Here is a 21,715-nt window from a genome sequence, read left to right as displayed (position 1 = left end):
TCATGAACGAAAAACTGGTGGCCGGCCTGAATGAATCCCGGCGTAATGCTCTTGTACCGTATTACCTGAAATATGTGATCCCCACTCGAAACCTTGGAACCCTGGCGGTGAAAATAACGACTGCCGAGGATCTGTATGAATACCTGTTGCTGGATCCGGGGGTATCGGGCCAGATCAAGACCAGCCGTATAGCTGAAGCCGTGGCCAGTACCCAGTTGTATTTGCACCGCTGTCACGAGCAGTTGGAACCCAATACAAACCAGGCTGCCATGCAGGCTGCTTCGAATAGTAACGGTTATTTCAGTCGTTGGGATACTTACAATAAACGCTATGCCAACTGGGCCGGTCTACAGCGGCTAGTGCACTATCCGGCCAGTTATATAGATCCTGAATTGCGTTACAACAAAACGCAATTGTTCAAGGAACTGGAGTCTGCAATCAACCAGGGCCGTATAACTGAAGAGCGTGTTGAACAAGCCTTTACCCAGTACGTCAGTAGCCTGCGCACAGTACTTGATATTCGTTATGACAATGCTTATCAGGTTGAATCGGCCATAGAGATGGGCGTGACGTATTTCTGCGGCAGCATCCTCGGAACCTATGGTGAATACTACTGGCGCCGGGCTAATTACACGGATACTGGCACAAATGGGAAAGTCCGCAATCCGGCCTTCTGGAGTGAGTGGCTGAAGATTGATGCGCCTTTGCAGCCGATACCAGGTACCACACCATCAATCGTGTTTTTTGCTAATCGGCTGCATGTGTTGTGCGTGCATCAATTCACCAGTGGCATTACGGCAGACAAAAACGCCAGCACTAATGTGATCATATCGCATGAACTGCAGATAGCCACCCTGCGGCCCAGCGGTCAATGGAGTATCCTAAATTACCCAATTGCCGATAGTGCCACGGATGTATTTGCCGCGGTAGTGCGCAGTTCTGTACCAAATAGCCAACCTGAACTGGGTGTGTTTATTAAAACTACTGAGGAACATGCTCTGTACCTTTTCAGTAAAAATATGCACATGACTAATTCGCCAGGAGTAGGGTTGGCAATGGATTTTATTTATCGTAACAAGGTATTTCAGGACTATTATGATATTCCGGTGCGGCAACCACTCATGTATGTGCCTGGCACGGCGGCAGCAACGCCCGGTGTTACGAGTAACTATGAATTTCTGCATTCTGTGGGTGATGGAATCGCTTATTTTGATACGTTAGTGTTTTCTGAAAAAAATAAAAATCTGGTTCTGTCAGCAAGAATAGCATCGAATATGTTTTTCACCAAGACTTTCAAAATTATTATAACTATGATGGGGTGGGTGCGTTACGAGAGAACTGTGATTGCTACATCCCAGGCGAAGATTTATGAGTTTGAAACTCAATTGTTATTCGCTGACTTTTGTAAAGAACATTCATATTCTGTGCGCCTGACAATGTCATCCAGAGTCGAGACGATACCTCTGCAAAGAAGTGCGCCTAGCACTCCTACAAAGTTAACTAACCTCAACCCTGGGTATGAATTGTGGATTCCTACCGCCCATAAGACTGCAGGCCGTACACAAATGCTGTACACCAAGCCCGGCAACAAAAGTGAGTACGTACTCACCTCGCTGGCCGGACCACTGCTGGAACAAAAAGCGCTGGAAGGCGTGCAGGCCCTGTTGTCATGGGATGTGCAGCAGACCAATATTGATCCGAATGGATGGGCCGGCGAAAATATTTCTCGAAAACTCAGTTTTCAAGGGGGGGTCGGGCTCTATACTTGGGAGTTGTTCTTCCACGTCCCTTTGCTGATCGCCAACCGCCTGCTGGCAGAACAGCGTTTTGATGAAGCCGAATTCTGGTTCAAGCGTATTTTCGACCCGGCGGGTTATCGAAACTCTAGCGGTGAGCTGCAAATGGCCGGTACGCACACGCGCTACTGGAATGTCCGGCCGCTCCAGGAGGCAGATACCTTGTTGACGTCGTCTGCGGTCGATACCGATGATCCGGACGTCATCGCAGCCGCCGATCCCACGCACTACAAATTGGCAGTCTTTTTGCGTGGGCTGGAACTGTTGATGGCCCGAGGTGACCAATTGTATCGCCAGCAAACCCGCGACAGTTTGAGCGAGGCCAAAATGTGGTACGTACAGGCCTTGCAGATGCTGGGTAAACGCCCGGTTATTCCGCTGGCGCTGGCCTGGAATGCGCCGACGCTGGAGGTTGCCAGCTCTACCTACAACACACGGTTGTTGGAACTTGAGGACCTGGTCGAGGAGACGTCAGTATTGTTGGCACCAGGCTCGGTGCGGCAAGTCGATGTAGTTAGCAGACCGTTTCAGCCTCCGGTAGATACCGCAGTGCTGGCCTATTGGGACCGCTTTGAAGCACGTCTTTACAACCTGCGTCGTCACCTGTCTATCGATGGTCAGCCATTGTCGCTGGCATTGTTTGAGACTCCAACGGACCCTCGCTCGCTGCAACTGGCGCGACAGTCCGGCGACAGTGCGGGCGGTATGCAGGTGGGGGTTGCCCAAGCGCTGTGGCCGCAACGCTTTATGGTGTTGCTGGAGCGTACCCGTAATGCCGTGCAGCAGGTGATCCAGTTTGGCGCTAATTTGCAGGGCGTATTAGAGCGTCGAGACGCCGATGCCCTGAGCGTGCTGCAACAAACCCAGCAGGGCGGTTTGCTGGCCCTGATGGGGGAAGCGCATACGCACAATCTGGCCTCGTTGGAACATACCAAGGCCGGGCTGGAAGGCAGTCAGGCAACCGCCCTGGCACGTCAAGAGCACTTTGATGCGTTGTTCCAGGAAAACATCTCCGAACGTGAGCAGCATGCAATGGACTTGCGCAGTGATGCGGCCTACATCGATGGCACTGCGGGTGTCCTGCGGCTCGTTGCCGGAGGGCTTAATACCCTGCCGACAATGGCCATGGCTGGGGGCGGGATTGGTTTTGCCATGGCGGGCGCAGGTTGGGGCAAGCTCGGGAGCGTGGTGGATGCAAGCAGTGATGTGCTGCGCCTGGCCTCAGATATCATGCAGGGCGAAGCATCTAAGGTGGATATCTCCGAACAATACCGTCGCCGGCATCAAGACTGGGACTTGCAGCGTGATCAGGCTCGGCGTGAAGGCGATGTGATTACAGCCCAGATCGCGGCTCTCAATGAGCAGATAAAGATGGCCACAAAACAACGTGAGCAAACTGAGCTGGAACTGGCCCATAACGATGTGGTGCTGGAAATGCTCAGCACCCGCTTTACTGGCAAGGCCCTGTTCAACTGGCAGGCTGCGCGCCTGTCCACACTGTATTACCAGCTCTACGATACGGTGTCCTCGATGTGCACTCAGACACAGACCAGCTTGCGCTGGGAAACCCAGGACGCGCGTAATTACCTGCGCCCCGGCAACTGGAGTGACCAGCATCAAGGCCTGCTTGCGGGCGAAAGTCTGTTGCTGAGCCTGCAGCAGATGGAGGCTGCTTATTTGAGCTGGGATAAACGTGCGCTCGAAGTGCGTAAAACGGCTTCATTACGCTCCCTATCCCCACTGCTGATCGACAGGGTCAAACAACTACTGACGCCCGACAGCCCGGTCATTGTGGACCCTGACAATGCCCAACCCAAGGTCGAGGTGGCGATGGATGGCGACAACAACTTGAGCATGACCTTCACGCTTGCAGACATGAACATCCAGGGTGACTACCCATCGAGCCTTAACCTGGGCAGTAGCCGTCTGATCAAGACCCTCAGCGTGTCGCTGCCGGCTTTGCTGGGGCCCTATGAAAACGTGAAAGCCCTGTTGCGTTATCAGAGCAACAGCCCGTTGGCCGATGGTTGCAAGGCCGTGGCGATATCCCATGGTCTAGATGACAGTGGGCAATTCCAGCTGGACTTCAATGATGGCAAATACCTGCCGTTTGAAGGTGTGCCGATTGAAACAGGTACGTTTTCACTGGTGTTTCCACATGCCAGCAGCAGCCAGAAGGCGATGTTGCTTAGTTTGAGCGATGTTATTTTGCATATCAGTTACACGATTCGTTAACCGTATAAAAAAAAGGGGGGGATGTAACTTTGTAGCCACTGGCACAGCAGTGTCAGTGGCTACATTTTTTTACCTGGCGATTATATCAACATGGACATCGAGCTTTTTCAGGCGGTACCCGAAACTGCGTTCTGAAATGCCGATCAGTTGCGCGGCAGCGGTCTGTACCCTCTGGGTTCGATGGCATCAGATGCATCGCAGCGCCTGCATCGCAGGCAAGCCAGCTCCCAAGGTATCAGTGCAAGCGCACCCACACGCTGACCAGTACCGTCGCAGCCATCAACCAGGCTACGGCGGCCAGCGCCAATGACGCTTCAAGGCGCATGCGGTCGACCAGTACATACAGCGCGGCAAGGTAAACAAAGTAGGGGATGATCGACCACATGCCGAAGACAATGGTGGTTTTCAGGTCGTCCACCGATCGCCCTTTGCCGACGATGTAATGGGCGATCAAGGCAAAGGTTGGAAACAGTGGGACAAGGCCTGCAATGTAGTAGTTTTTGGTCTTGGCCAGCATCGCCAGAATGATCACCACCCCCGCGCCCAAAGCCGCTTTCAGAATCAGATCCATCAGTGTGTGAGCCCGTATTTTTTGACTTTGTCGAACAGTGTGGTCTTGGCCATGCCCAGCTCCAGGCTGGCCTGGGTCAGGTTGCCGCCACTGCGTTGCAGGGCATCGTTAAGCAAATTGCGCTCGAAGGCTTCAACCGCCTCGGAAAACCCCAGCCCCTGTGCTGCGTTGCTGCCCGGCTTTTTGAATGCCGGCAGGCCCAGGGCAAAACGCTCGGCCACGTTGCGCAGCTCCCGCACGTTGCCGGGCCAGTCATGGCTCATCAGGCTGGACAGGGTCTGGTTGTCCAGTTCCGGCGCTGTGCGGTCGAAGCGCAGGGACGATTGCTGCAGGAAGTACTCGAATAGTTGCAGGATATCTTCGCGGCGTTCGCGTAACGGTGGCAACTCAAGAGTGACTACGTTCAGGCGGTAATACAGGTCACTGCGAAACTGGCTGGCCTTGCTCAGTTGATCGAGATCGGACTTGGTGGCTGCGATTACCCGGCAATCCACATCGATGCTCTGGTTGGAGCCCAGGCGTTCCAGCGTGCGCTCTTGCAACACTCGCAGCAGCTTGATTTGCAGGTTAAGTGGCATGCTTTCGACTTCGTCGAGAAATAGCGTACCGCCGTGGGCGTGTTCGATTTTGCCGATGCGGCGTTTGCCAGCGCCGGTGAAGGCATTGGCTTCGTGGCCGAAAATTTCGCTTTCAAACAGGTTCTCAGGCAGACCGCCGCAGTTAAGGGCGACAAACTGCTGGGGCTGGCGCCTGCTGAAGTCGTGCAGGCAGCGGGCGACCAGCTCTTTGCCGGTGCCGGTTTCGCCTTCAATCAACACGTTCGCCGAGGTGTCGGCGACGTTGGCGATCAATTCGCGCAATTGCTGCATGGCTGGCGAGCGTCCGATAATCCGCCCCTCCAGCGAGTCGCGCTCGGCCAATTGGCGGCGTAGTGACCAGACTTCTCGCGCCAGGCTGCGTTGCTCCAGGGCGCGACGCGCAACATCGACCAGACGCTCCGGGGAAAAGGGTTTTTCCATAAAGTCATAGGCGCCGTCACGCATGGCGCCCACGGCCATGGAGATATCGCCATGCCCGGTAATCAGTACCACTGGCAGGCTGCGGTCGCGGGCCTTGAGATGCTTAAGCAACTCAAGGCCATCCATCCCGGGCAGGCGGATGTCACTGATAACGATGCCGGGGAAGTTGTCGCCTACCAGCGCCAGGGCCTGTTCGGCGCTGCTGACGCCTTCGCTGCGGATATCTTCGAGTGCCAGCGCCTGTTGGCATCCGAGCAGGACATGGGGGTCGTCTTCAACAATCAGGACGGTCAGGTCGTTATTCATATCGGCTCGGCCTTGGCGGGTTGTACCAGCGGTAAAAGAAGGACAAATGCGACACCACCAATCACCGGGAACTCGACGCTGAGGTTACCACCCGCGGCTGCCGCGAGGCTGGCCGACAAGGTCAGGCCCAGGCCCAGGCCCTGTTCGCCGGGTTTGGTGGTGAAGAACGGTTCAAACAGATGCTTGCGGGCTTCGGGCTCGATGCCGGGGCCGTTATCACGCACACGCAGGCGGTATTTATCTTCAGCGAATTCGCCCGTGAGCCATAGCTGCGGCGGGATTGGCTGGCCCTGCATGGCGTCCAGGGCGTTGCCAACAAGGTTGACCAGAATCTGCTCCAGGCGGGTTTGATCAATCTTGAGGTCCACATCACTGATTTCGCGATGCAGTTGCACGCCTGATTCATCCAGGCGGCTGGCAAGCAGTTGCAGTGCCGCGTCGACGGCCTTGCCCAGACTGGCCTGGCCATGGTCGTCACCACGCCGGGCAAACGAGCGCAGGTTGGCCGTGATGCGACCCATACGGTCGACCAGATTGTTGATGGTGCCAAGGTTGGCTGCCGCGACTTTGAGGTCGCCGCGCTCAAGAAAACGCACGGTATTGCCCGACAGCGTGCGCAAGGCGGCCAGCGGCTGGTTGAGTTCATGGGCAATGCTGGTGGACATTTGCCCGATGGCCGCCAGCTTGCCTGCCTGGACCAGTTCGTCCTGGGCCCGGCGCAGCGTGTCTTCAGCCTGGCGCCGCTCACGGATCTGGCCTTTGAGCCGTTCGTTGCTGGCCCGCAGGTGGGTGGTGCGCTCGGTGATCTTGCGTTCGAGCTGGTTATTGGCCTCTTGCAGGGCTTCGCGTGCGGCGAGGCGGGTGGCAACGACTTTGCGTCGCTCATTCCAGGCAATCAGCAAAAAGGCCAGCAAGGCAAAGGCCACCGCTACCAGCATCCCCTGATTGGCCGCTTCACGGCGCAGGTCTTGCAGCGGGGTGAGCAGGGTAATGTCCCAAGGGGTGTCATTGAGCCGGCGGCTTTGCGCCAGGTAGCTGACTTGATCCTGGTCGGTGACGACTTGGTTATTGTTGGCGAAGGTGACTTTTTCTACCCCTTCGGCCAGGGTTTCGCGTTCCAGCGGTTCCAGCTCATTTAGCGGCCACCAGTAGTATTGAAGGCTGCGTGCCAGTTTTTCTTTGGTGTCGGGGCTGAGCGGGCGAATTGACTTGAGTCGCCGGGACGGGTCGCTGGACAGAATAATGATGCCGTTCTCGTCACTGACATAGGCTTCGAGGCGGGCGCGTTGCCAGCGCTCTTCAAGGGCTTCCAGGCGGACCTTGATTACGGCGACACCAATGATCTTGCCCTGCTCTTCGAGGCCGTGAGCCAGGTAGTAGCCCGGCTCGCCATTGGTACTGCCTATCCCGTAAAAACGCCCTGGCTGACCGCGCACGGCGTCCTGGAAGTAGGCGCGAAATGACAGGTCCTCGCCCAGATAACTGTCGGTATCCCGCCAGTTGCTGGTGGCCATTACCCGGCCAGTGGTGTCGAGTACATAGATGGCCCGGCTGCGGCTGCGGCGGTTGAGGCCTTCGAGGTATTGATTGACGGTAACCCGGTTCTGCACGGTCGGGTCGGCCAGCAATTGCGAAACACTGGACTCCAGCTCCAGCAGGCTGGGCAGGTAGGTGTATTTACCCAGTTCGCTCTCGACGGTACGGGCATGCAGTTCAAGCTGGCGTTCGCCGGTTTCGCTAAGGGTGCGAATACCAAAGTGTTCACTGATGCGATAGCCCGCGTAGCCCAGGCCGATCGTCAACAGGATGATCAGCAACGGCAGCAGGAAATGGCGAAGCAGACGAGGTTTCACGGCAAGTGAGGGCGGAGCACCGCGATAAAGAGTGGGGTCGCATTTCATCACAGATGCCTTGGGTCAACCACTGAAACTCGGGCAAGCGCAGGTCTGGAGTGGGAGCGGGCTTGCTCGCGATGGCAGCTCTGCGGTCTTTCAGATAGACCGCGTCGTCTGCATCGCGAGCAAGCCCGCTCCCACAGGGAGTTACCTTTCCCTGCAGGCGGTGCGGGTTTTTAGTGCTGCAGGATTTTGGCAAGGAAGTGCTGGGCACGCTCGGAGCGGGCGGTTACGTCACCGAAAAACTCTTCTTTCTCACAGTCTTCGACGATTTTGCCTTGGTCCATAAAGATCACCCGGTTGGCCACCTTGCGCGCAAAACCCATTTCGTGGGTAACGCACATCATGGTCATGCCTTCGTTGGCCAGTTGCACCATTACGTCGAGTACTTCGTTGACCATTTCCGGGTCGAGTGCCGAGGTCGGCTCGTCAAACAGCATGACGATCGGGTCCATGGCCAGTGCGCGAGCGATGGCCACACGCTGCTGCTGACCACCGGAAAGCTGGCCAGGGTGCTTGTGGGCATGGGCCGACAGACCTACGCGCTCCAGCAGTTCGAGGCCTTTTTTGGTGGCTTCGGCCTTGCTGCGACCCAGTACCTTGACCTGGGCGATGGTCAGGTTTTCGGTGATGGTCATGTGCGGAAACAGTTCAAAGTGCTGGAACACCATGCCAACCCGCGAGCGCAGTTTTGGCAGGTTGGTCTTCGGATCGGCAATGGATGTGCCGTCGACCACGATGTCGCCTTTCTGGAACGGTTCAAGGGCGTTGACGCACTTGATCAGGGTCGACTTGCCCGAGCCCGAAGGGCCACAGACTACGACCACTTCGCCTTTTTTGACTTCGGTACTGCAATCGGTCAGTACCTGGAAGTCCCCGTACCACTTGTTGATGTTCTTGATCGAGATCATACGGCAAACCTTTTTTGCAGACGCTTGACCAGCAGCGAGGCGGAAAAGCTGATGATGAAATACACCAGACCGGCGAAGATCAGGAACTCATTGGAGCGGCCGATGATGTCGCCACTGGAACGCGAGGCATTGAGGAAGTCCACCAGGCCCACGGTGTAAACCAGCGAGGTGTCCTGGAACAGGATAATGCTCTGTTGCAGCAGCAACGGGGTCATTTTGCGAAAGGCCTGGGGCAGGATGATCAGGCGCATGGCCTGGCCATAGCTCATGCCCAGAGCCTTGGCTGCACCCATCTGGCCTTTCGGAATGGCCTGTACGCCAGCTCGAACGATTTCGCAGAAGTAGGCCGCTTCAAACATCACGAACGCGACCAGGCACGACTCAAAGGCCCCGATCGGGGTGTCCTTGCCGGTGATCCAGCGCAGTACAAAAGGTACGGCCAGGTAGAACCAGGTGATCACCAGCAGCAGCGGGATCGAGCGGAAGTAGTTCACGTAAGCGCCGGCCAGGTTGGCCATCCACTTGCTTGACGACAAACGCATCAATGCCAGCACGGTGCCCAGGGCCACGCCGCCGACAACACCCATGACCATGAGCTTCAAGGTCATGATCATGCCGTTCCACAGGCCCGGCAGGGCGGGGACAATCCCGCTGAAATCGAAGAAGTCCATTATTTGCCCCCCAGAGACATCAGGCCGGGTACTGCTACTTTCTTCTCGATCATGCGCATCAACAGCATCAGGCTCATGTTCAGGGTGAAGTAGATCAGTGTGGCCAGGGTGAAGGCTTCAAACAGGTTGGCGGAAAATTCGGCCGTCTGTTTGGTTTGTGCCAGCAGCTCCATCAAACCGATCAACGAAGCCACGGACGAGTTCTTGAACACGTTGAGGAATTCGGAGGTGAGTGGTGGAATGATGATGCGGTAGGCCTGTGGCAGCAGCACGTTCCAGTAGATCTGCGCCATGCTGAAGCCCATGGCGCGGGCGGCAGCTTCCTGGCCTCGCGGCAGTGCTTCGATACCGGTGCGCACTTGCTCGCACACACGGGCAGCGGTAAACAGGCCCAGGCACACGACAACGCTCAGGTAAGCCGAGGTGGTCGGGTTGAGGTCTTGCTTGTACCACTCCTGCAGATCAGGCGGCAGCAGATCGGGGACCAGGAAGTACCAGATAAACAGCTGCACCAGCAGTGGTACGTTACGGAAGATTTCCACGTAAACCGTGGCGATGCCGGCGATAAAACGGTTCGGCAGTGTGCGCATGACACCCAGCAGCGAACCCAGGATCAACGCGACAATCCAGGCGACAACAGCGATAGCGATGGTCCAGCCCAGGCCGGAAATAAACCAGTCGAGATACGTCTCGCTGCCTACGCCGGTGGACTTGAAGAACACGCTCCAGTCCCAGTTGTAATTCATGCAGGGTCTCCCCTCAGGTGGGTCTATAAACAAGCACTTGCTTCAGGGAATCCGTTCTCACCCGACAGGGTCGCCGGGCACACAAAACCCGCTCGATAACCAGCGGTTCGAGTGCTCTCTAATGCAATCAGAAGCTTGGTACAAAGTTGCTCGACAACCTCCCGTGCGTAATTGCTTACGCACGGGAGTAGCGAAGGCCAGAAATCAGGATTTCTTTTCTTCTGCCGGTTTTTCGTCAGCGGCCTTGTCGGTCGGGGTGGCAATCAGTGCCTTGAGCTCATCGCTCATCGGGAACATCAGGTTCAGGCCTTTTGGTGGAATAGGCGACTCGAACCAGGTTTTGTAGGTGTCGTTGATCTTGCCCGACTTGTAGTAGGCAACGATGGCGTCATCCACGGCTTTCTTGAAGTCCGGGTCGCCTTTGCGCAGCATGCAGCCGTAGATTTCGTACGACTGTGGAGTGCCGGTAACGGCCCAGTCAGCTGGCTTTTTAGCCTTGGCCATTTCGCCGGCCAGCAGGGCGTCGTCCATCATGAAAGCAACAGCACGGCCCGACTCAAGCATGTTGAAGGCTTCACCGTGGTCTTTTGCCGAGATCACGTTCATGCCCATCTGCTTGTCGGCGTTCATTGCCTTGAGGATGCGCTCGGAAGTGGTACCTGCAGTAGTCACCACGTTTTTGCCTTTCAGGTCAGCGAAGTCCTTGTAAGGCGAGTCCTTTTTGGACAGCAGACGCGTACCGATCTCGAAGATGCCGACCGAGAAGTCGACTTGCTGTTGGCGTTCAACGTTGTTGGTGGTGGAACCACATTCAACGTCAACGGTGCCGTTCTGCACCAGCGGGATACGGGTCTGGGAGGTAACGAGGTTGTACTTGACCTTCAGGTCCGGCATGTCGAGCTGTTTTTTCAGCCCTTCAACGATAGCCAGTTGTACATCATGGGAGTAGCCAACCGGCTTGCCGGAAGCGTCCGCGATGTAGGAGAACGGAATGGAGGAGTCACGATGCCCAAGGGTGATGGTGCCGGATTCTTTGATTTTCTTCAGTGTGCCGGTCAATTCGGCTGCAAAAACTGGAGTGCTAATCAGAGCTGCAGCAATTGCTGCGCCCAAAAGTTGCGGAACGATGCGCATCGATGTTTCCTCGACATTGTTTTTTTTATTGAGCCCGTTTGTGGGCCCTTTTGTACTTCGAACGTCTCAACAGGCTAAACGCTCTGTTTAAGCATTCGGCTTAGAGTGTAGAGCATGAGTCGTGCCAGACACGCAATTTAAGCTTAAGTCTTTGTATATAAAGGTTTTGTTGTTTTGTTTTGGTGGGTGTCAGGCATGCTAGTGCCCGGAAAGCCGAATCATTGAGGGTGAGAGCGTTCGGAAAACCGAATAAGGGGAGGGGGTGGTGACGTGCTTGCCTGCGATTCAGGCAATGGTTTTTTCAGTTGAACCGAGGCGCCCCAATCGCGAGCAAGCCCGCTCCCACAGTAAGGAGAGCAGGCTGCCATCAGGGTGCGAGTTGAGCCTTAGGCTGCTTGCACCTTGCGGTGCTTGAGGTTCAGGGTGGCCATGTAGCTGGCCAGGTGCGCTTGTTCTTCAGCGGTGGTGAACAGGCCCAGCTTGGTGCGGCGCCACAGGACGTCCTGTGCTTCCAGCGCCCATTCCTGGCTGCACAAGTAATCGACTTCACGGCTATAGAGGCCGCTGCCGATATGCTCGCCCAGATCGCTCAGGCCTTGTGCACCCTCCAGCAAGCTCCACGAGCGGTTGCCATAGGTGATTGCCCAGCGTTTGGCAATCGCGGCATCCAGCCAGCTGTACTTGCTTACAAGGGCTGCGCTGAGGGCTTTTGGCGTGGTCATGTCTTCGCCGCCGGGGAGGGTCGCGCTGGCGGTCCAGCTTGGCTTGATCTGGGTGAAGAACGGTGTCAGCTGCGCCATGGCCGATTCGGCCAGTTTGCGGTAGGTGGTCAGCTTGCCGCCAAATACCGACAGCAGCGGCGCTTCGCCCGGTACGCCGGACAATGCCAGGGTGTAATCACGGGTCACTGCCGAAGGGTTATCGGACTCGTCATTACACAGCGGGCGCACGCCTGAGTAGGTGCGCAGGATATCGCTGCGGCTTACTTGCTGCTTGAAGTGGGCATTGACCACATTCAACAGGTAGTCGGTTTCTTCTTCGGTAATGCTGACCTTGGCCGGGTCACCGGTGTACTCGCGGTCGGTAGTACCGATGATGGTGAACTGATCCATATACGGAATGGTGAACACAATCCGCTGGTCTTCGTTCTGCAGAATAAATGCATTCGGCGCGTCATACAGCTTGGGGACGATCAGGTGGCTGCCCTGGATCAGGCGGATGCCGTAAGGCGAGTCCAGCTTCAGGTCGTCCTTGATGAACTTGGCGACCCAAGGGCCGGCCGCATTGACCAGGGCTTTGCTGCGAATGGAAAACAGGCTGCCATCAGCGCGTTCCAGATTCAATTCCCACAGCCCTTTGTTACGACGCGCGCCGACGCAGCGGGTCTGGGTGTGGACGTGGGCGCCTTTTTCCCGTGCGGCCATGGCATTGAGTACTACAAGGCGGGCGTCATCCACCCAGCAGTCGGAGTATTCAAAGCCTTTAGTGATTTCAGCCTTCAGCGGGCTGTCCGCACCGAATTTGAGGCTGGTGGAGCCGGCCAGTTTTTCGCGCTTGCCCAGGTGGTCATACAGGAACAGCCCGGCACGGATCATCCACGCCGGGCGCAGGTGCGGGCGGTGTGGCAAGACAAAACGCATGGGTTTGACGATATGCGGGGCTTTGGCCAACAGCACTTCGCGCTCGGCCAGGGCTTCGCGCACCAGGCGGAACTCGTAATGTTCCAGGTAACGCAGGCCACCGTGGATCAGCTTGCTGCTGGCTGAGGAGGTGTGGCTGGCCAGGTCGTCCTTTTCGCAAAGGAACACAGAGAGGCCGCGACCGGCTGCGTCTGCCGCAATCCCGACGCCATTGATTCCGCCGCCAATAACGGCAACGTCGTAAACCTCAGCGAGGGGAGTGGCAGGCAAGGTGGTCAGGGGCATGTGTTGGCCTCGCGTTCTTTACGCATATTTGAATTCGAACATTAATGTTCATTTGCGAAAATATTAGCGGATAAAGGCGCGCACAGCCAGCACCCTTCGATTGAAAAAACTCATCGAAGGGCATTGAAAGGAAGAATTTCGAACATTTTAGCGTGAGAGTATTGATTCTGTGGGAGCGGGCTTGCTCGCGATGCAGGCGCTGCGGTTCACCTGTCAGATTGCGGTGATGCCATCGCGAGCAAGCCCGCTCCCACAAAAAACCCAACTAGCATCAATATCTGTGGTGGTTACACCACTTCCAGACGAATCTTGTTTTGGGCCAGTAGTTGCGCCAGTTCCGGCACGGGCGGCTGGTCGGTGACCAGGCAATCAATCAGGGTAATGGGGCCAAGGCGGACCATCGCATTGCGGCCGAACTTGCTGGAGTCGGCTGCCAGGATGGTTTGTCGGGCATTGGCGATAATCGCCTGGGATACGCGTACTTCCTGGTAGTCAAAGTCCAGCAGGCTGCCGTCTGAATCGATACCACTGATACCCACCAGTGCGAAGTCGAACTTGAACTGGTTGATAAAGTCGACGCTGGCCTGACCCACGATGCCACCATCGCGGCGAACATTACCGCCAGCAATCAGGACTTCAAAGTCATCCTTGGCGCTCAGGATCGAGGCCACGTGCAGGTTATTGGTGATGATCTTCAGGTGGTTGTGGTTGAGCAGCGCCCGGGCAATCGACTCGGTGGTGGTACCGATATTGATGAAGATCGAGGCGTGGTCGGGAATTTGAGCAGCAATGGCTTCGCCAATCCGGCGTTTTTCATCGCGCATCTGATCGGCGCGCATGGCGTAGGCGGTGTTTTCAACGCTGGAGTCATAGGCGGCCCCGCCGTGGTAGCGGCGCAACAGGTCGGCTTCTGCCAACTGGTTGATGTCGCGACGAATAGTCTGCGGCGTGACAACGAACAGCTGAGCCATTTCCTCGATGCTGACATACCCGCGCTCGCGGACGAGTTCGAGGATCTGCTGTTGGCGTGGAGGCAGATTCATGGAGTTTCCTTTGGGCGGCGAAGCAAATTTGCCCATGATGCCGCAGGAAAGCGCCATCTGCTACTCGCAGGTGCCTCAAGCAACAGCGGGCGCCTATGGCGCCCGCTGTTGTTATAGCTCGTTGTTAATTGCTTTCTTCGTGGGGTTCCCAGTCACGGGTACGGCTCACGGCCTTTTTCCAGCCGGCATAGAGCTTCTCTTTGCTGACTTCGTCCAGTGCGGGTTCGAACTCGCGCTCGATCACCGCCTTGCCACGCAGCTCATCCAGGCTGCCCCAGAAACCGCAGGCCAGACCGGCCAGGTAGGCAGCACCCAGAGCAGTGGTTTCACGCATTTGCGGGCGCTCAACCTGAGTGCCGAGAATGTCGGCCTGAAATTGCATCAGGAAGTTGTTGGCTACGGCGCCACCGTCTACGCGCAGGGCCTTGAGACGCTCGCCCGAGTCTTGTTGCATGGCGTCCAGCACGTCGCGTGTCTGGTAGGCAATCGACTCCAGCGCTGCACGAATGATGTGATCCACGCGTACGCCGCGAGTCAGGCCGAACAATGCGCCACGGGCATACGGGTCCCAGTAAGGGGCGCCGAGGCCGGTGAATGCTGGCACCAGATACACGCCGTTACTGTCTTTAACCTTATTGGCAAAGTATTCGGTGTCGTGGGCGTCATTGATGATCTTCAGTTCGTCGCGCAGCCATTGCACCGTAGAGCCGCCGTTGAAGACTGCGCCTTCCAGTGCGTAGGCCACTTCGCCGCGTGGGCCGCAGGCGATGGTGGTCAGCATGCCGTGCGTCGACTTGACGGCTTTGGCGCCAGTGTTCATTAGCAGGAAGCAGCCGGTGCCGTAGGTGTTTTTCGCCTGGCCGGGCTCTACACACATTTGGCCAAACAAAGCGGCTTGCTGGTCGCCCGCAATACCGCCAATGGCGATACCGCTTTTGGTGCGACCGTAGATTTCTGAAGAGGATTTCACTTCAGGCAGCATTTCACGCGGGATATCCAGCACCTCCAGCATCTTGGCATCCCACTCCAGAGTGTGGATGTTGAAGAGCATGGTGCGCGAGGCGTTGGTGTAGTCGGTAACGTGGGTTTTGCCGCCGGTAAATTTCCAGATCAGCCAGCTGTCGATGGTGCCGAACAGCAACTCGCCTTTGCGCGCGCGTTCGCGGCTGCCTTCGACATGGTCAAGGATCCACTTCAATTTGGTGCCGGAGAAGTACGGATCGGTCACCAGGCCTGTGGTGTCACCAATGTACTGCTCGTGACCGTCGCGCTTGAGCTGTTCGCAGATCTCGGTACTGCGACGGCATTGCCAGACGATAGCGTTGTAGATCGGGCGGCCGGTGTCCTTGTCCCATACCACGGTGGTTTCACGCTGGTTGGTGATGCCGATGGCGGCCACCTGGTCGTGATGCAGGCCAGCCTGGGCCAGGGCCTCAACCATGACCGCACTCTGGGTGGCGAAAATCTCCATCGGGTCGTGTTCAACCCAGCCCGGTTGCGGGTAGTGCTGTTGAAACTCGCGCTGGGCGGTGCACACCACGTTGGCGTCACGATCGAAGATGATCGCTCGCGAACTGGTGGTGCCTTGGTCCAGTGCAATGATGTAGTTCTTATTCTGAATGTCGGTCATTTGAAAGTGCCTTGCAGAATGAGGGAGGTTGCGGGCGCGAGACAGGTAACGGGCAGTTGGTCTCATGCGCCCCGTTTCATGATTCGATATCAGGAAGCCTGGGTTTTCGCTTGTTCTGCCGCCTGGGTCTCTGCCGCAGCTGGAGCAACATCAGGCAAATGGCGGGCAATCAGCCCGCGATAAATTGCTGCGCCCAAGCATGCGCCAACAATGGGTGCAAAAATTGGAATCAGAAAATAAGGAATATCGCGTCCACCAGTGAACGAGATTTCACCCCAGCCCGCAAAAAAAGTCATCAGCTTAGGCCCGAAATCACGCGCAGGGTTCATCGCAAAACCGGTCAGCGGGCCCATCGAGCTGCCAATCACGGCAATCAGCAAACCGATCAGCAACGGGGCCAAAGCGCCACGTGGCAAGCCGTTCTTGTCGTCGGTCAGGGCCATGATCACGCCCATGAGGATGGCAGTAATCACGACTTCGACGAGGAAGGCCTGCAGGGTGGTGAGCGAAGGGTGCGGGTAAGTCGAGAACACTGACGCCAGTTCGAGGCTGGCCTGACTGCCGCGAACCATTTCATGGGCTTGTTCGTAATCGAAGAACAGGTTGCTATAGAGCGTGTAAACCAACGCGGCGGCACAGAAGGCGCCAGCGACCTGGGCAAGGATATAGAAAGGCAGTTTGCGCTTTTCGAAGTCGGTGAACAGGCACAGTGCAATGCTGACAGCCGGGTTCAGATGTGCGCCGGAAACGCCTGCCGTCAGGTAAATCGCCATGCTCACACCGATGCCCCAGATGATGCTGATTTCCCATAAGCCAAAACTGGCGCCCGCGACCTTGAGGGCCGCGACACAACCGGTGCCGAAGAAGATCAATAGTGCGGTGCCGAGAAATTCGGCCAGGCACTGGCCTGAAAGTGTTGGGTGCTGCGATGCAGTCGACATGTTAAACCTCGTTATTGTTGTTTTTTGACGTCGTCAATCAGGGTGGCAGTGCGTCTTGGTCTGAACCGGGAAATGTGTATCCACGTTTAGTAAGGTCAGGCAAAGTCGTATGAGTATATTCAGATTCGAAAAAATATAGACAAGAAACACTGCTGTCAAAGGTCGAAAGTGAACGGGTATTCACATTCTGACTCCTCACTGGTGCTTTGGTATTGGTTTTTATGTAAACAAAGACTACAAATTGAGAGGAGTGAATGTAACGTTTCAGCTAAAAGCTGGGCGCAGAACCCTTGTTTCAGCGCCTTTTTGCTGACTGATAGCCTAAAATCGGCCATCGGATTCGTTTATCCCCTTCAAGACTGGAGCTGTCATGACGCCTGCACTGGACCTGCTGAAAAAAGTTCGCGCCGAACATCGGGTACACAGCTATGAACACGACCCCAAGGCGGCATCCTACGGCCTGGAGGCCGCAGAGAAGCTTGGCCTGGAGCCTGCACAAGTGTTCAAGACGCTATTGGCCAGCAGTGAAAAGGGCGAGTTATTGGTCGCAGTTGTACCGGTCGTCGGAAGTCTTGATTTGAAAGCGCTGGCACAGGCTGCGGGGGTGAAAAAAGTCGAAATGGCGGACCCGGCAGCGGCTCAGCGTTCCACAGGTTATTTGCTGGGCGGGATCAGCCCGTTGGGGCAGAAGAAGCGCCTGCGCACTTTTATTGATAAAAGTGCTGAGGGGTTTGCGAGTATTTTTGTCAGCGCCGGACGACGCGGGCTGGAAGTAGAACTGGCGCCTGCGGTGCTGGCAGAGCACACGCAGGCGAAGTTTGCAGAGGTGGGCAGAGTATAAGCCCCGTACCACAAGGTTTTAGTTGGCTGTGCTGAAACGCCTTACGCCAGATTCAGGGTGGGGGATTTGCGCGGCGATGCTGCCACTGGTTTGAAACATCACCAGATGCTCGGCGGAAACGCGAATACCCACTTCTGCGCCCGGCAAGTGATCGGCATGGCTCGGGAAGATCGACTCCAGCTGGCTGCCAGTGGGCAGTTGCAGGCGATACAGGGTTGAAGCACCGAGGAATGTTTTGCCGATGATCCGGGCCTTCAAATCGCTGTCCGGTGCGTAGACGATATCGTCCGGGCGCAGCAATACATCGACTGCGCAGCCAGTTGGCCAGGTATAGGCGCGGTTGCCGCGTAAAACCCCCAGTTCGGTTTGTACCGACTCGGGGCTTAGCAGTTGACCGCGGATAAAGTAGCCCTGACCGATAAAGCTGGCCACAAAGGGTGTCTGAGGCTCGTGGTAGAGGTTGTAGGGCGTGTCCCACTGCTCAAGACGGCCTTCCTTGAAAACCCCGACATGATCGCTTACAGCGAAGGCTTCTTCCTGGTCGTGTGTCACCAGAATCGCGCTGGTGCCACGCGCTTTCAGAATGTCGCGCACTTCGTGGCTGAGTTTGCGTCGCAACTCACCATCGAGGTTGGAGAAGGGCTCATCCAGCAACAGCAATTGCGGCTCGGGTGCCAATGCGCGGGCAAGGGCGACTCGTTGCTGCTGGCCGCCGGAGAGCTCATGGGGGAAGCGCTTGCCGAGGTTCTTGAGATTGACCAGTTCAAGCAGCTCTTCGGTCACGCGGTCTTTGTTCGGGTTTTTGCGAATCCCGAACGCGATATTGTCAGCCACGCTCAAATGCGGAAACAGGGCGTAGTCCTGAAACACCATGCCGATACGGCGCTTCTCGGGAGCCAGAGTGAAGCCGGCTTTGGAGATCACTTCACCTGCCAGGGTGATTTCGCCCTGATGCACTGGTTCAAAACCGGCAATCGCGCGCAGGGTGGTAGTTTTACCGCAGCCTGAGGAGCCTAGCAGGCAACCTATATCACCGGCATTGAGGTGCAGGTTGAGGTTTTGTACGACGCTCTGGCCTTGATAGCCACAGGCCAGATCGCTGAGGTTGAGCAATAACGGCTGACTCATGCGGGTTGGTACGCCGGTTGGACAAGAAATTCGAGCAGCGCTTTTTGCGCATGCAGGCGGTTTTCGGCCTGGTCCCATGCCACCGAGCGCGGGTCGTCCAGCAGATCGATACTGATCTCTTCGCCACGGTGAGCCGGCAGGCAATGCATGAACAGAACGTCGTCGGCAGCCAGGTCGAGCAGGGCGCGGTTGACCTGGTAGGGAGCGAACAGCTCGAGGCGCTTGGCAGTTTCTTCTTCCTGGCCCATCGAGGTCCAGACGTCAGTGCTCACCAGGTGGGCGCCCATCACGGCGTCACGCGGATCACGAACGATGGTTACGCGATCACCTGCCAACGCCACGAATTCCGGGTTTGGCTCATAGCCTTCGGGGCAGGCAACACGCAACTGGAAGTCGAACTGGATGGCTGCTTCTATATAGCTGTTGCACATGTTGTTGCCGTCACCAATCCAGGCCACGGTCTTGCCTTTGATCGATCCGCGATGTTCGAGGAAGGTCTGCATATCGGCCAGCAGCTGGCACGGGTGCAGGTCGTCTGACAGGCCGTTAATGACAGGTACGCGGGAATTGGCTGCGAACTCGGTGAGCGTGCTATGGGCGAAGGTACGGATCATGACGGCGTCGAGCATGCGCGACATCACGATGGCACAGTCGCCGATCGGCTCGCCACGACCCAGTTGGGTGTCACGTGGCGACAGGAAAATGGCCTGGCCACCAAGCTGGATCATGCCAGCTTCAAATGACAGGCGGGTACGGGTCGACGACTTCTCGAAAATCATGCCCAGTACACGACCTTTCAGGGGTTCGAAGAGAACGCCGCGTTCGCGCAGGTCCTTCAGCTCGATACCGCGACGGATCACGCTGACTAGCTCTTCGGGCGTGCAATCCATCAGGGAGAGAAAGTGCCTTGCGCTCATCATTAACTACCTTTTTTGCAACGACCGCAGATGCTCAAAGCCGGGGTTTTCGGGAAAACGGGCGAGACCTGCGGCGAAAGCCGCACGGGGCGACGAAATAGGGGAAGGCGCGATCTTATAAGGAAATGTCGCGTCTTGCCAATAAGGTCGCGTGTATAGAGGTTTGAGCGGGTCTTGCGCTGCATGAGCACGCGGCCATAACCAGGTTTAACCGGTTTGCCTCACCTCAGCTGCTCATTTGTACACTGCCCTGACGTTGCTTGGCAATTGTGCGGGTCAGGTTACGGTTACCAGGCTGGTGGTCGCTGCCGAGCAACTAAGGCTGCGATGGGGGGCTTTCAACGAGCCACTACGGGTTGGATTGTCTGTCGGGGAGACCGAGCGTGACGCTCGGCTTTCCGTTACAATATGCCACCGTGCCGACATCTGAGTCGGAAAGTTCAGCCGAGGTGCTCCGTGGATATCATTGAAACTATTAAAGACCAGATTGCCAACAACACCATCCTGCTCTACATGAAAGGCTCCCCGAATGCCCCGCAGTGCGGCTTTTCGGCTAAAGCTGCTCAGGCAGTCATGGGCTGTGGCGAGAAGTTCGCTTACGTGGACATCCTGCAGAACCCGGAAATTCGCGCCAATCTGCCAAAATACGCCAACTGGCCAACTTTCCCGCAGCTGTGGGTCGGTGGTGAGCTGGTCGGCGGTAGCGACATCATGGCCGAAATGGCTGCCGATGGTTCTTTGCAGGCTTTGATTAAAGAAGCTGTAGAGAAAGCCGCTGCAAACAAGACTGAAGCCTGATGACAGTCGCGTAGTTACAGTTGTCATGTAACGCGCATAAAAAAGCCCCGCCCCTGTGATAAGCAGGGCGGGGCTTTTTAATGGGTGTTAGTTACTCACCCATTTGCGATTGCAGGTAATTCTCAATACCTACTTTATCGATCAGGCCCAACTGAGTTTCCAGCCAGTCGATATGTTCTTCTTCAGATTCAAGAATATCTTCGAGCATCTCGCGGCTGCCAAAGTCGCCTACGACTTCACAGTGGGCGATAGCGGCCTTGAGGTCGGCGTGGCCGGTCTTCTCGATGCGCAGATCGCACTCCAGCATTTCCTTGGTGTTCTCGCCGATATGCAGCTTGCCCAGGTCCTGTACGTTTGGCAGGCCTTCCAGGAACAGGATGCGCTTGATCAGCTTGTCCGCGTGTTTCATCTCGTCGATGGACTCGTGGTACTCATGTGCACCCAACTTCTCCAGGCCCCAATCCTGATACATGCGTGCATGCAGGAAGTATTGGTTGATTGCGACCAGTTCATTGCCGAGAATTTTATTGAGGTGCTGAATAACCGAAATGTCGCCTTTCATGGCTGGAGCCTGCCTTATTTAACTGTATATACGGCAGAGTTTGAGCCGCACCTTGCTGGCTGTCAAACCTAAGTATTTGAATAATAAATGAAAATTAATCGGAATAAGAATGTTTGTGTTCCGCGTCTTGGCCCTAAGCACTTGAATTCTGAGCATAAAAAAACCGGACACAAGGTCCGGTTCTTTGAAATCTGTTGTTCAGGCGACTGAATATTCTGCCGGAAAACTCATGACGGCCTGGCTGGTTTGCAGTGAAGCCAGGGTTTCGCGAACCACTTGCTTGGCCACACATGCACATTTACCGCATTGGCTGGCTACACCGGTCGCTTCGCGCACTTCACGGTAGCTGCAGCAACCGTCGTAGATTGCGTCGCGGATTTTTCCATCAGTGACGCCGGTGCAAAGGCAAACGTACATAAATAAGAACCATCGCTGGTTGGGATTCAATGCCAAGGATCTTAATGTTAACGAGAATGATTGTCAAAGTACCTTGAGTCTCAATTGAGCTTTGTTGGCACTGTGCTGACGAACGGTCTGTTACGGATTTTTGCCAGAGCTGAAAAAGGGTTAAGGCCGGTTCCGACGAGCGGTGTATGATGGTCGGTCATTTTTACGCAGGGGCTGGCCACACGACTGCAGTTGCACG

At 56.3% G+C, this 21,715-nt stretch carries 18 protein-coding genes and 1 pseudogene; 3 read left to right on the top strand and 16 right to left on the bottom strand.

Features of this window, described 5'->3' with window-relative positions; translation table 11 throughout:
• The first annotated feature begins 2 nt into the window (after positions 1–2).
• On the top strand, positions 3–4,031 hold the full coding sequence (locus tag ACZRMH_RS09140; RefSeq protein ID WP_464013139.1) for a Tc toxin subunit A-related protein: 4,029 nt from the start codon (positions 3–5) through the stop codon (positions 4,029–4,031).
• Between the two features lie 69 nt (positions 4,032–4,100).
• Here ACZRMH_RS09140 and ACZRMH_RS09135 read toward each other — a convergent pair.
• The 12 genes and pseudogenes from ACZRMH_RS09135 to ACZRMH_RS09080 form a co-directional block, all read right to left on the bottom strand.
• A pseudogene (locus ACZRMH_RS09135) lies at positions 4,101–4,199 on the bottom strand (helix-turn-helix domain-containing protein); the annotation flags it as partial.
• Between the two features lie 67 nt (positions 4,200–4,266).
• Positions 4,267–4,593 carry a GlpM family protein gene (locus ACZRMH_RS09130; protein WP_169844883.1) on the bottom strand — a complete coding sequence of 109 codons (327 nt, stop codon included), beginning with the start codon at positions 4,591–4,593 and terminating at the stop codon, positions 4,267–4,269.
• Between the two features lie 8 nt (positions 4,594–4,601).
• Complete coding sequence (gene aauR / locus ACZRMH_RS09125; RefSeq protein ID WP_464013138.1) at positions 4,602–5,927, bottom strand: two-component response regulator AauR; 1,326 nt, start codon at positions 5,925–5,927, stop codon at positions 4,602–4,604.
• Positions 5,924–7,828, bottom strand: a complete 1,905-nt coding sequence (aauS, locus tag ACZRMH_RS09120) for a two-component sensor histidine kinase AauS (RefSeq protein ID WP_464013137.1) — start codon at positions 7,826–7,828, stop codon at positions 5,924–5,926. Before aauS ends, aauR begins: the two co-directional genes overlap by 4 nt.
• 170 nt (positions 7,829–7,998) lie before the next feature.
• On the bottom strand, positions 7,999–8,733 hold the full coding sequence (locus tag ACZRMH_RS09115; protein ID WP_464013136.1) for an amino acid ABC transporter ATP-binding protein: 735 nt from the start codon (positions 8,731–8,733) through the stop codon (positions 7,999–8,001).
• Entirely contained in the window at positions 8,730–9,404 is a 675-nt protein-coding gene (locus ACZRMH_RS09110) for an amino acid ABC transporter permease (protein WP_019823564.1), read from the bottom strand. The genes ACZRMH_RS09115 and ACZRMH_RS09110 overlap by 4 nt, the downstream gene beginning before the upstream one ends.
• Positions 9,404–10,150 carry an amino acid ABC transporter permease gene (locus tag ACZRMH_RS09105; RefSeq protein WP_464013135.1) on the bottom strand — a complete coding sequence of 249 codons (747 nt, stop codon included), beginning with the start codon at positions 10,148–10,150 and terminating at the stop codon, positions 9,404–9,406. Before ACZRMH_RS09105 ends, ACZRMH_RS09110 begins: the two co-directional genes overlap by 1 nt.
• A 204-nt stretch (positions 10,151–10,354) precedes the next feature.
• Positions 10,355–11,284 (bottom strand): glutamate/aspartate ABC transporter substrate-binding protein, encoded by a 930-nt coding sequence (locus ACZRMH_RS09100; protein WP_464013134.1) that lies wholly within the window; start codon positions 11,282–11,284, stop codon positions 10,355–10,357.
• 386 nt (positions 11,285–11,670) lie between these two features.
• The gene (glpD, locus tag ACZRMH_RS09095) at positions 11,671–13,209 is read right to left on the bottom strand and encodes a glycerol-3-phosphate dehydrogenase (RefSeq protein ID WP_464013133.1); all 1,539 of its coding nucleotides are present in this window, start codon (positions 13,207–13,209) and stop codon (positions 11,671–11,673) included.
• Positions 13,210–13,496: 287 nt separating this feature from the next.
• Entirely contained in the window at positions 13,497–14,252 is a 756-nt protein-coding gene (locus ACZRMH_RS09090) for a DeoR family transcriptional regulator (RefSeq protein WP_019823558.1), read from the bottom strand.
• Positions 14,253–14,376: 124 nt separating this feature from the next.
• Positions 14,377–15,882: a glycerol kinase GlpK gene (gene glpK / locus ACZRMH_RS09085; protein ID WP_464013132.1), complete on the bottom strand. Its 1,506-nt coding sequence runs from the start codon at positions 15,880–15,882 to the stop codon at positions 14,377–14,379.
• An 89-nt stretch (positions 15,883–15,971) separates the two neighbouring features.
• Positions 15,972–16,823, bottom strand: a complete 852-nt coding sequence (locus tag ACZRMH_RS09080) for an MIP/aquaporin family protein (protein WP_464013131.1) — start codon at positions 16,821–16,823, stop codon at positions 15,972–15,974.
• A 370-nt stretch (positions 16,824–17,193) separates the two neighbouring features.
• Here ACZRMH_RS09080 and ybaK point away from each other — a divergent pair, with 370 nt between their 5' ends.
• Complete coding sequence (gene ybaK / locus ACZRMH_RS09075) at positions 17,194–17,664, top strand: Cys-tRNA(Pro) deacylase (protein WP_464013130.1); 471 nt, start codon at positions 17,194–17,196, stop codon at positions 17,662–17,664.
• A gap of 18 nt (positions 17,665–17,682) precedes the next feature.
• Here the strand turns inward: ybaK and ACZRMH_RS09070 are convergent, their stop codons facing one another.
• Together ACZRMH_RS09070 and argF are read right to left on the bottom strand one after the other, a co-directional pair.
• The gene (locus ACZRMH_RS09070; RefSeq protein ID WP_464013129.1) at positions 17,683–18,792 is read right to left on the bottom strand and encodes an ABC transporter ATP-binding protein; all 1,110 of its coding nucleotides are present in this window, start codon (positions 18,790–18,792) and stop codon (positions 17,683–17,685) included.
• Entirely contained in the window at positions 18,789–19,709 is a 921-nt protein-coding gene (gene argF / locus ACZRMH_RS09065; RefSeq protein ID WP_464013128.1) for an ornithine carbamoyltransferase, read from the bottom strand. Before argF ends, ACZRMH_RS09070 begins: the two co-directional genes overlap by 4 nt.
• Before the next feature lie 456 nt (positions 19,710–20,165).
• On the opposite strand from argF, the gene grxD reads away from it, so the two are divergent.
• On the top strand, positions 20,166–20,507 hold the full coding sequence (grxD, locus tag ACZRMH_RS09060) for a Grx4 family monothiol glutaredoxin (RefSeq protein ID WP_016779691.1): 342 nt from the start codon (positions 20,166–20,168) through the stop codon (positions 20,505–20,507).
• A gap of 91 nt (positions 20,508–20,598) precedes the next feature.
• On the opposite strand, the gene bfr is transcribed toward grxD, so the two are convergent.
• Positions 20,599–21,069 carry a bacterioferritin gene (gene bfr / locus ACZRMH_RS09055; protein WP_464013127.1) on the bottom strand — a complete coding sequence of 157 codons (471 nt, stop codon included), beginning with the start codon at positions 21,067–21,069 and terminating at the stop codon, positions 20,599–20,601.
• A 198-nt stretch (positions 21,070–21,267) separates the two neighbouring features.
• Positions 21,268–21,486: a bacterioferritin-associated ferredoxin gene (locus tag ACZRMH_RS09050; RefSeq protein ID WP_464013126.1), complete on the bottom strand. Its 219-nt coding sequence runs from the start codon at positions 21,484–21,486 to the stop codon at positions 21,268–21,270.
• Positions 21,487–21,715 lie beyond the last annotated feature (229 nt).

Source organism: Pseudomonas sp. B414, from assembly GCF_055408445.1.
Note: the sequence above shows the minus strand (reverse complement) of the source record. Positions and strands in the feature narration are given on the sequence as shown.

Excerpts from the sequence above, each read along its gene's own strand:
- aauR (WP_464013138.1), bottom strand. The coding sequence starts at position 5,927 with ATGAATAACGACCTGACCGTCCTGATTGTTGAAGACGACCCCCATGTC.
- glpK (WP_464013132.1), bottom strand. The coding sequence starts at position 15,882 with ATGACCGACATTCAGAATAAGAACTACATCATTGCACTGGACCAAGGC.
- ACZRMH_RS09115 (WP_464013136.1), bottom strand. The coding sequence starts at position 8,733 with ATGATCTCGATCAAGAACATCAACAAGTGGTACGGGGACTTCCAGGTA.
- glpD (WP_464013133.1), bottom strand. The coding sequence starts at position 13,209 with ATGCCCCTGACCACCTTGCCTGCCACTCCCCTCGCTGAGGTTTACGAC.
- ACZRMH_RS09105 (WP_464013135.1), bottom strand. The coding sequence starts at position 10,150 with ATGAATTACAACTGGGACTGGAGCGTGTTCTTCAAGTCCACCGGCGTA.
- ACZRMH_RS09110 (WP_019823564.1), bottom strand. The coding sequence starts at position 9,404 with ATGGACTTCTTCGATTTCAGCGGGATTGTCCCCGCCCTGCCGGGCCTG.
- ACZRMH_RS09070 (WP_464013129.1), bottom strand. The coding sequence starts at position 18,792 with ATGAGTCAGCCGTTATTGCTCAACCTCAGCGATCTGGCCTGTGGCTAT.
- ACZRMH_RS09050 (WP_464013126.1), bottom strand. The coding sequence starts at position 21,486 with ATGTACGTTTGCCTTTGCACCGGCGTCACTGATGGAAAAATCCGCGAC.
- ACZRMH_RS09140 (WP_464013139.1), top strand. The coding sequence starts at position 3 with ATGAACGAAAAACTGGTGGCCGGCCTGAATGAATCCCGGCGTAATGCT.
- aauS (WP_464013137.1), bottom strand. The coding sequence starts at position 7,828 with ATGAAATGCGACCCCACTCTTTATCGCGGTGCTCCGCCCTCACTTGCC.
- ACZRMH_RS09100 (WP_464013134.1), bottom strand. The coding sequence starts at position 11,284 with ATGCGCATCGTTCCGCAACTTTTGGGCGCAGCAATTGCTGCAGCTCTG.
- argF (WP_464013128.1), bottom strand. The coding sequence starts at position 19,709 with ATGAGCGCAAGGCACTTTCTCTCCCTGATGGATTGCACGCCCGAAGAG.
- bfr (WP_464013127.1), bottom strand. The coding sequence starts at position 21,069 with ATGAAAGGCGACATTTCGGTTATTCAGCACCTCAATAAAATTCTCGGC.
- ACZRMH_RS09090 (WP_019823558.1), bottom strand. The coding sequence starts at position 14,252 with ATGAATCTGCCTCCACGCCAACAGCAGATCCTCGAACTCGTCCGCGAG.
- ACZRMH_RS09080 (WP_464013131.1), bottom strand. The coding sequence starts at position 16,823 with ATGTCGACTGCATCGCAGCACCCAACACTTTCAGGCCAGTGCCTGGCC.
- ybaK (WP_464013130.1), top strand. The coding sequence starts at position 17,194 with ATGACGCCTGCACTGGACCTGCTGAAAAAAGTTCGCGCCGAACATCGG.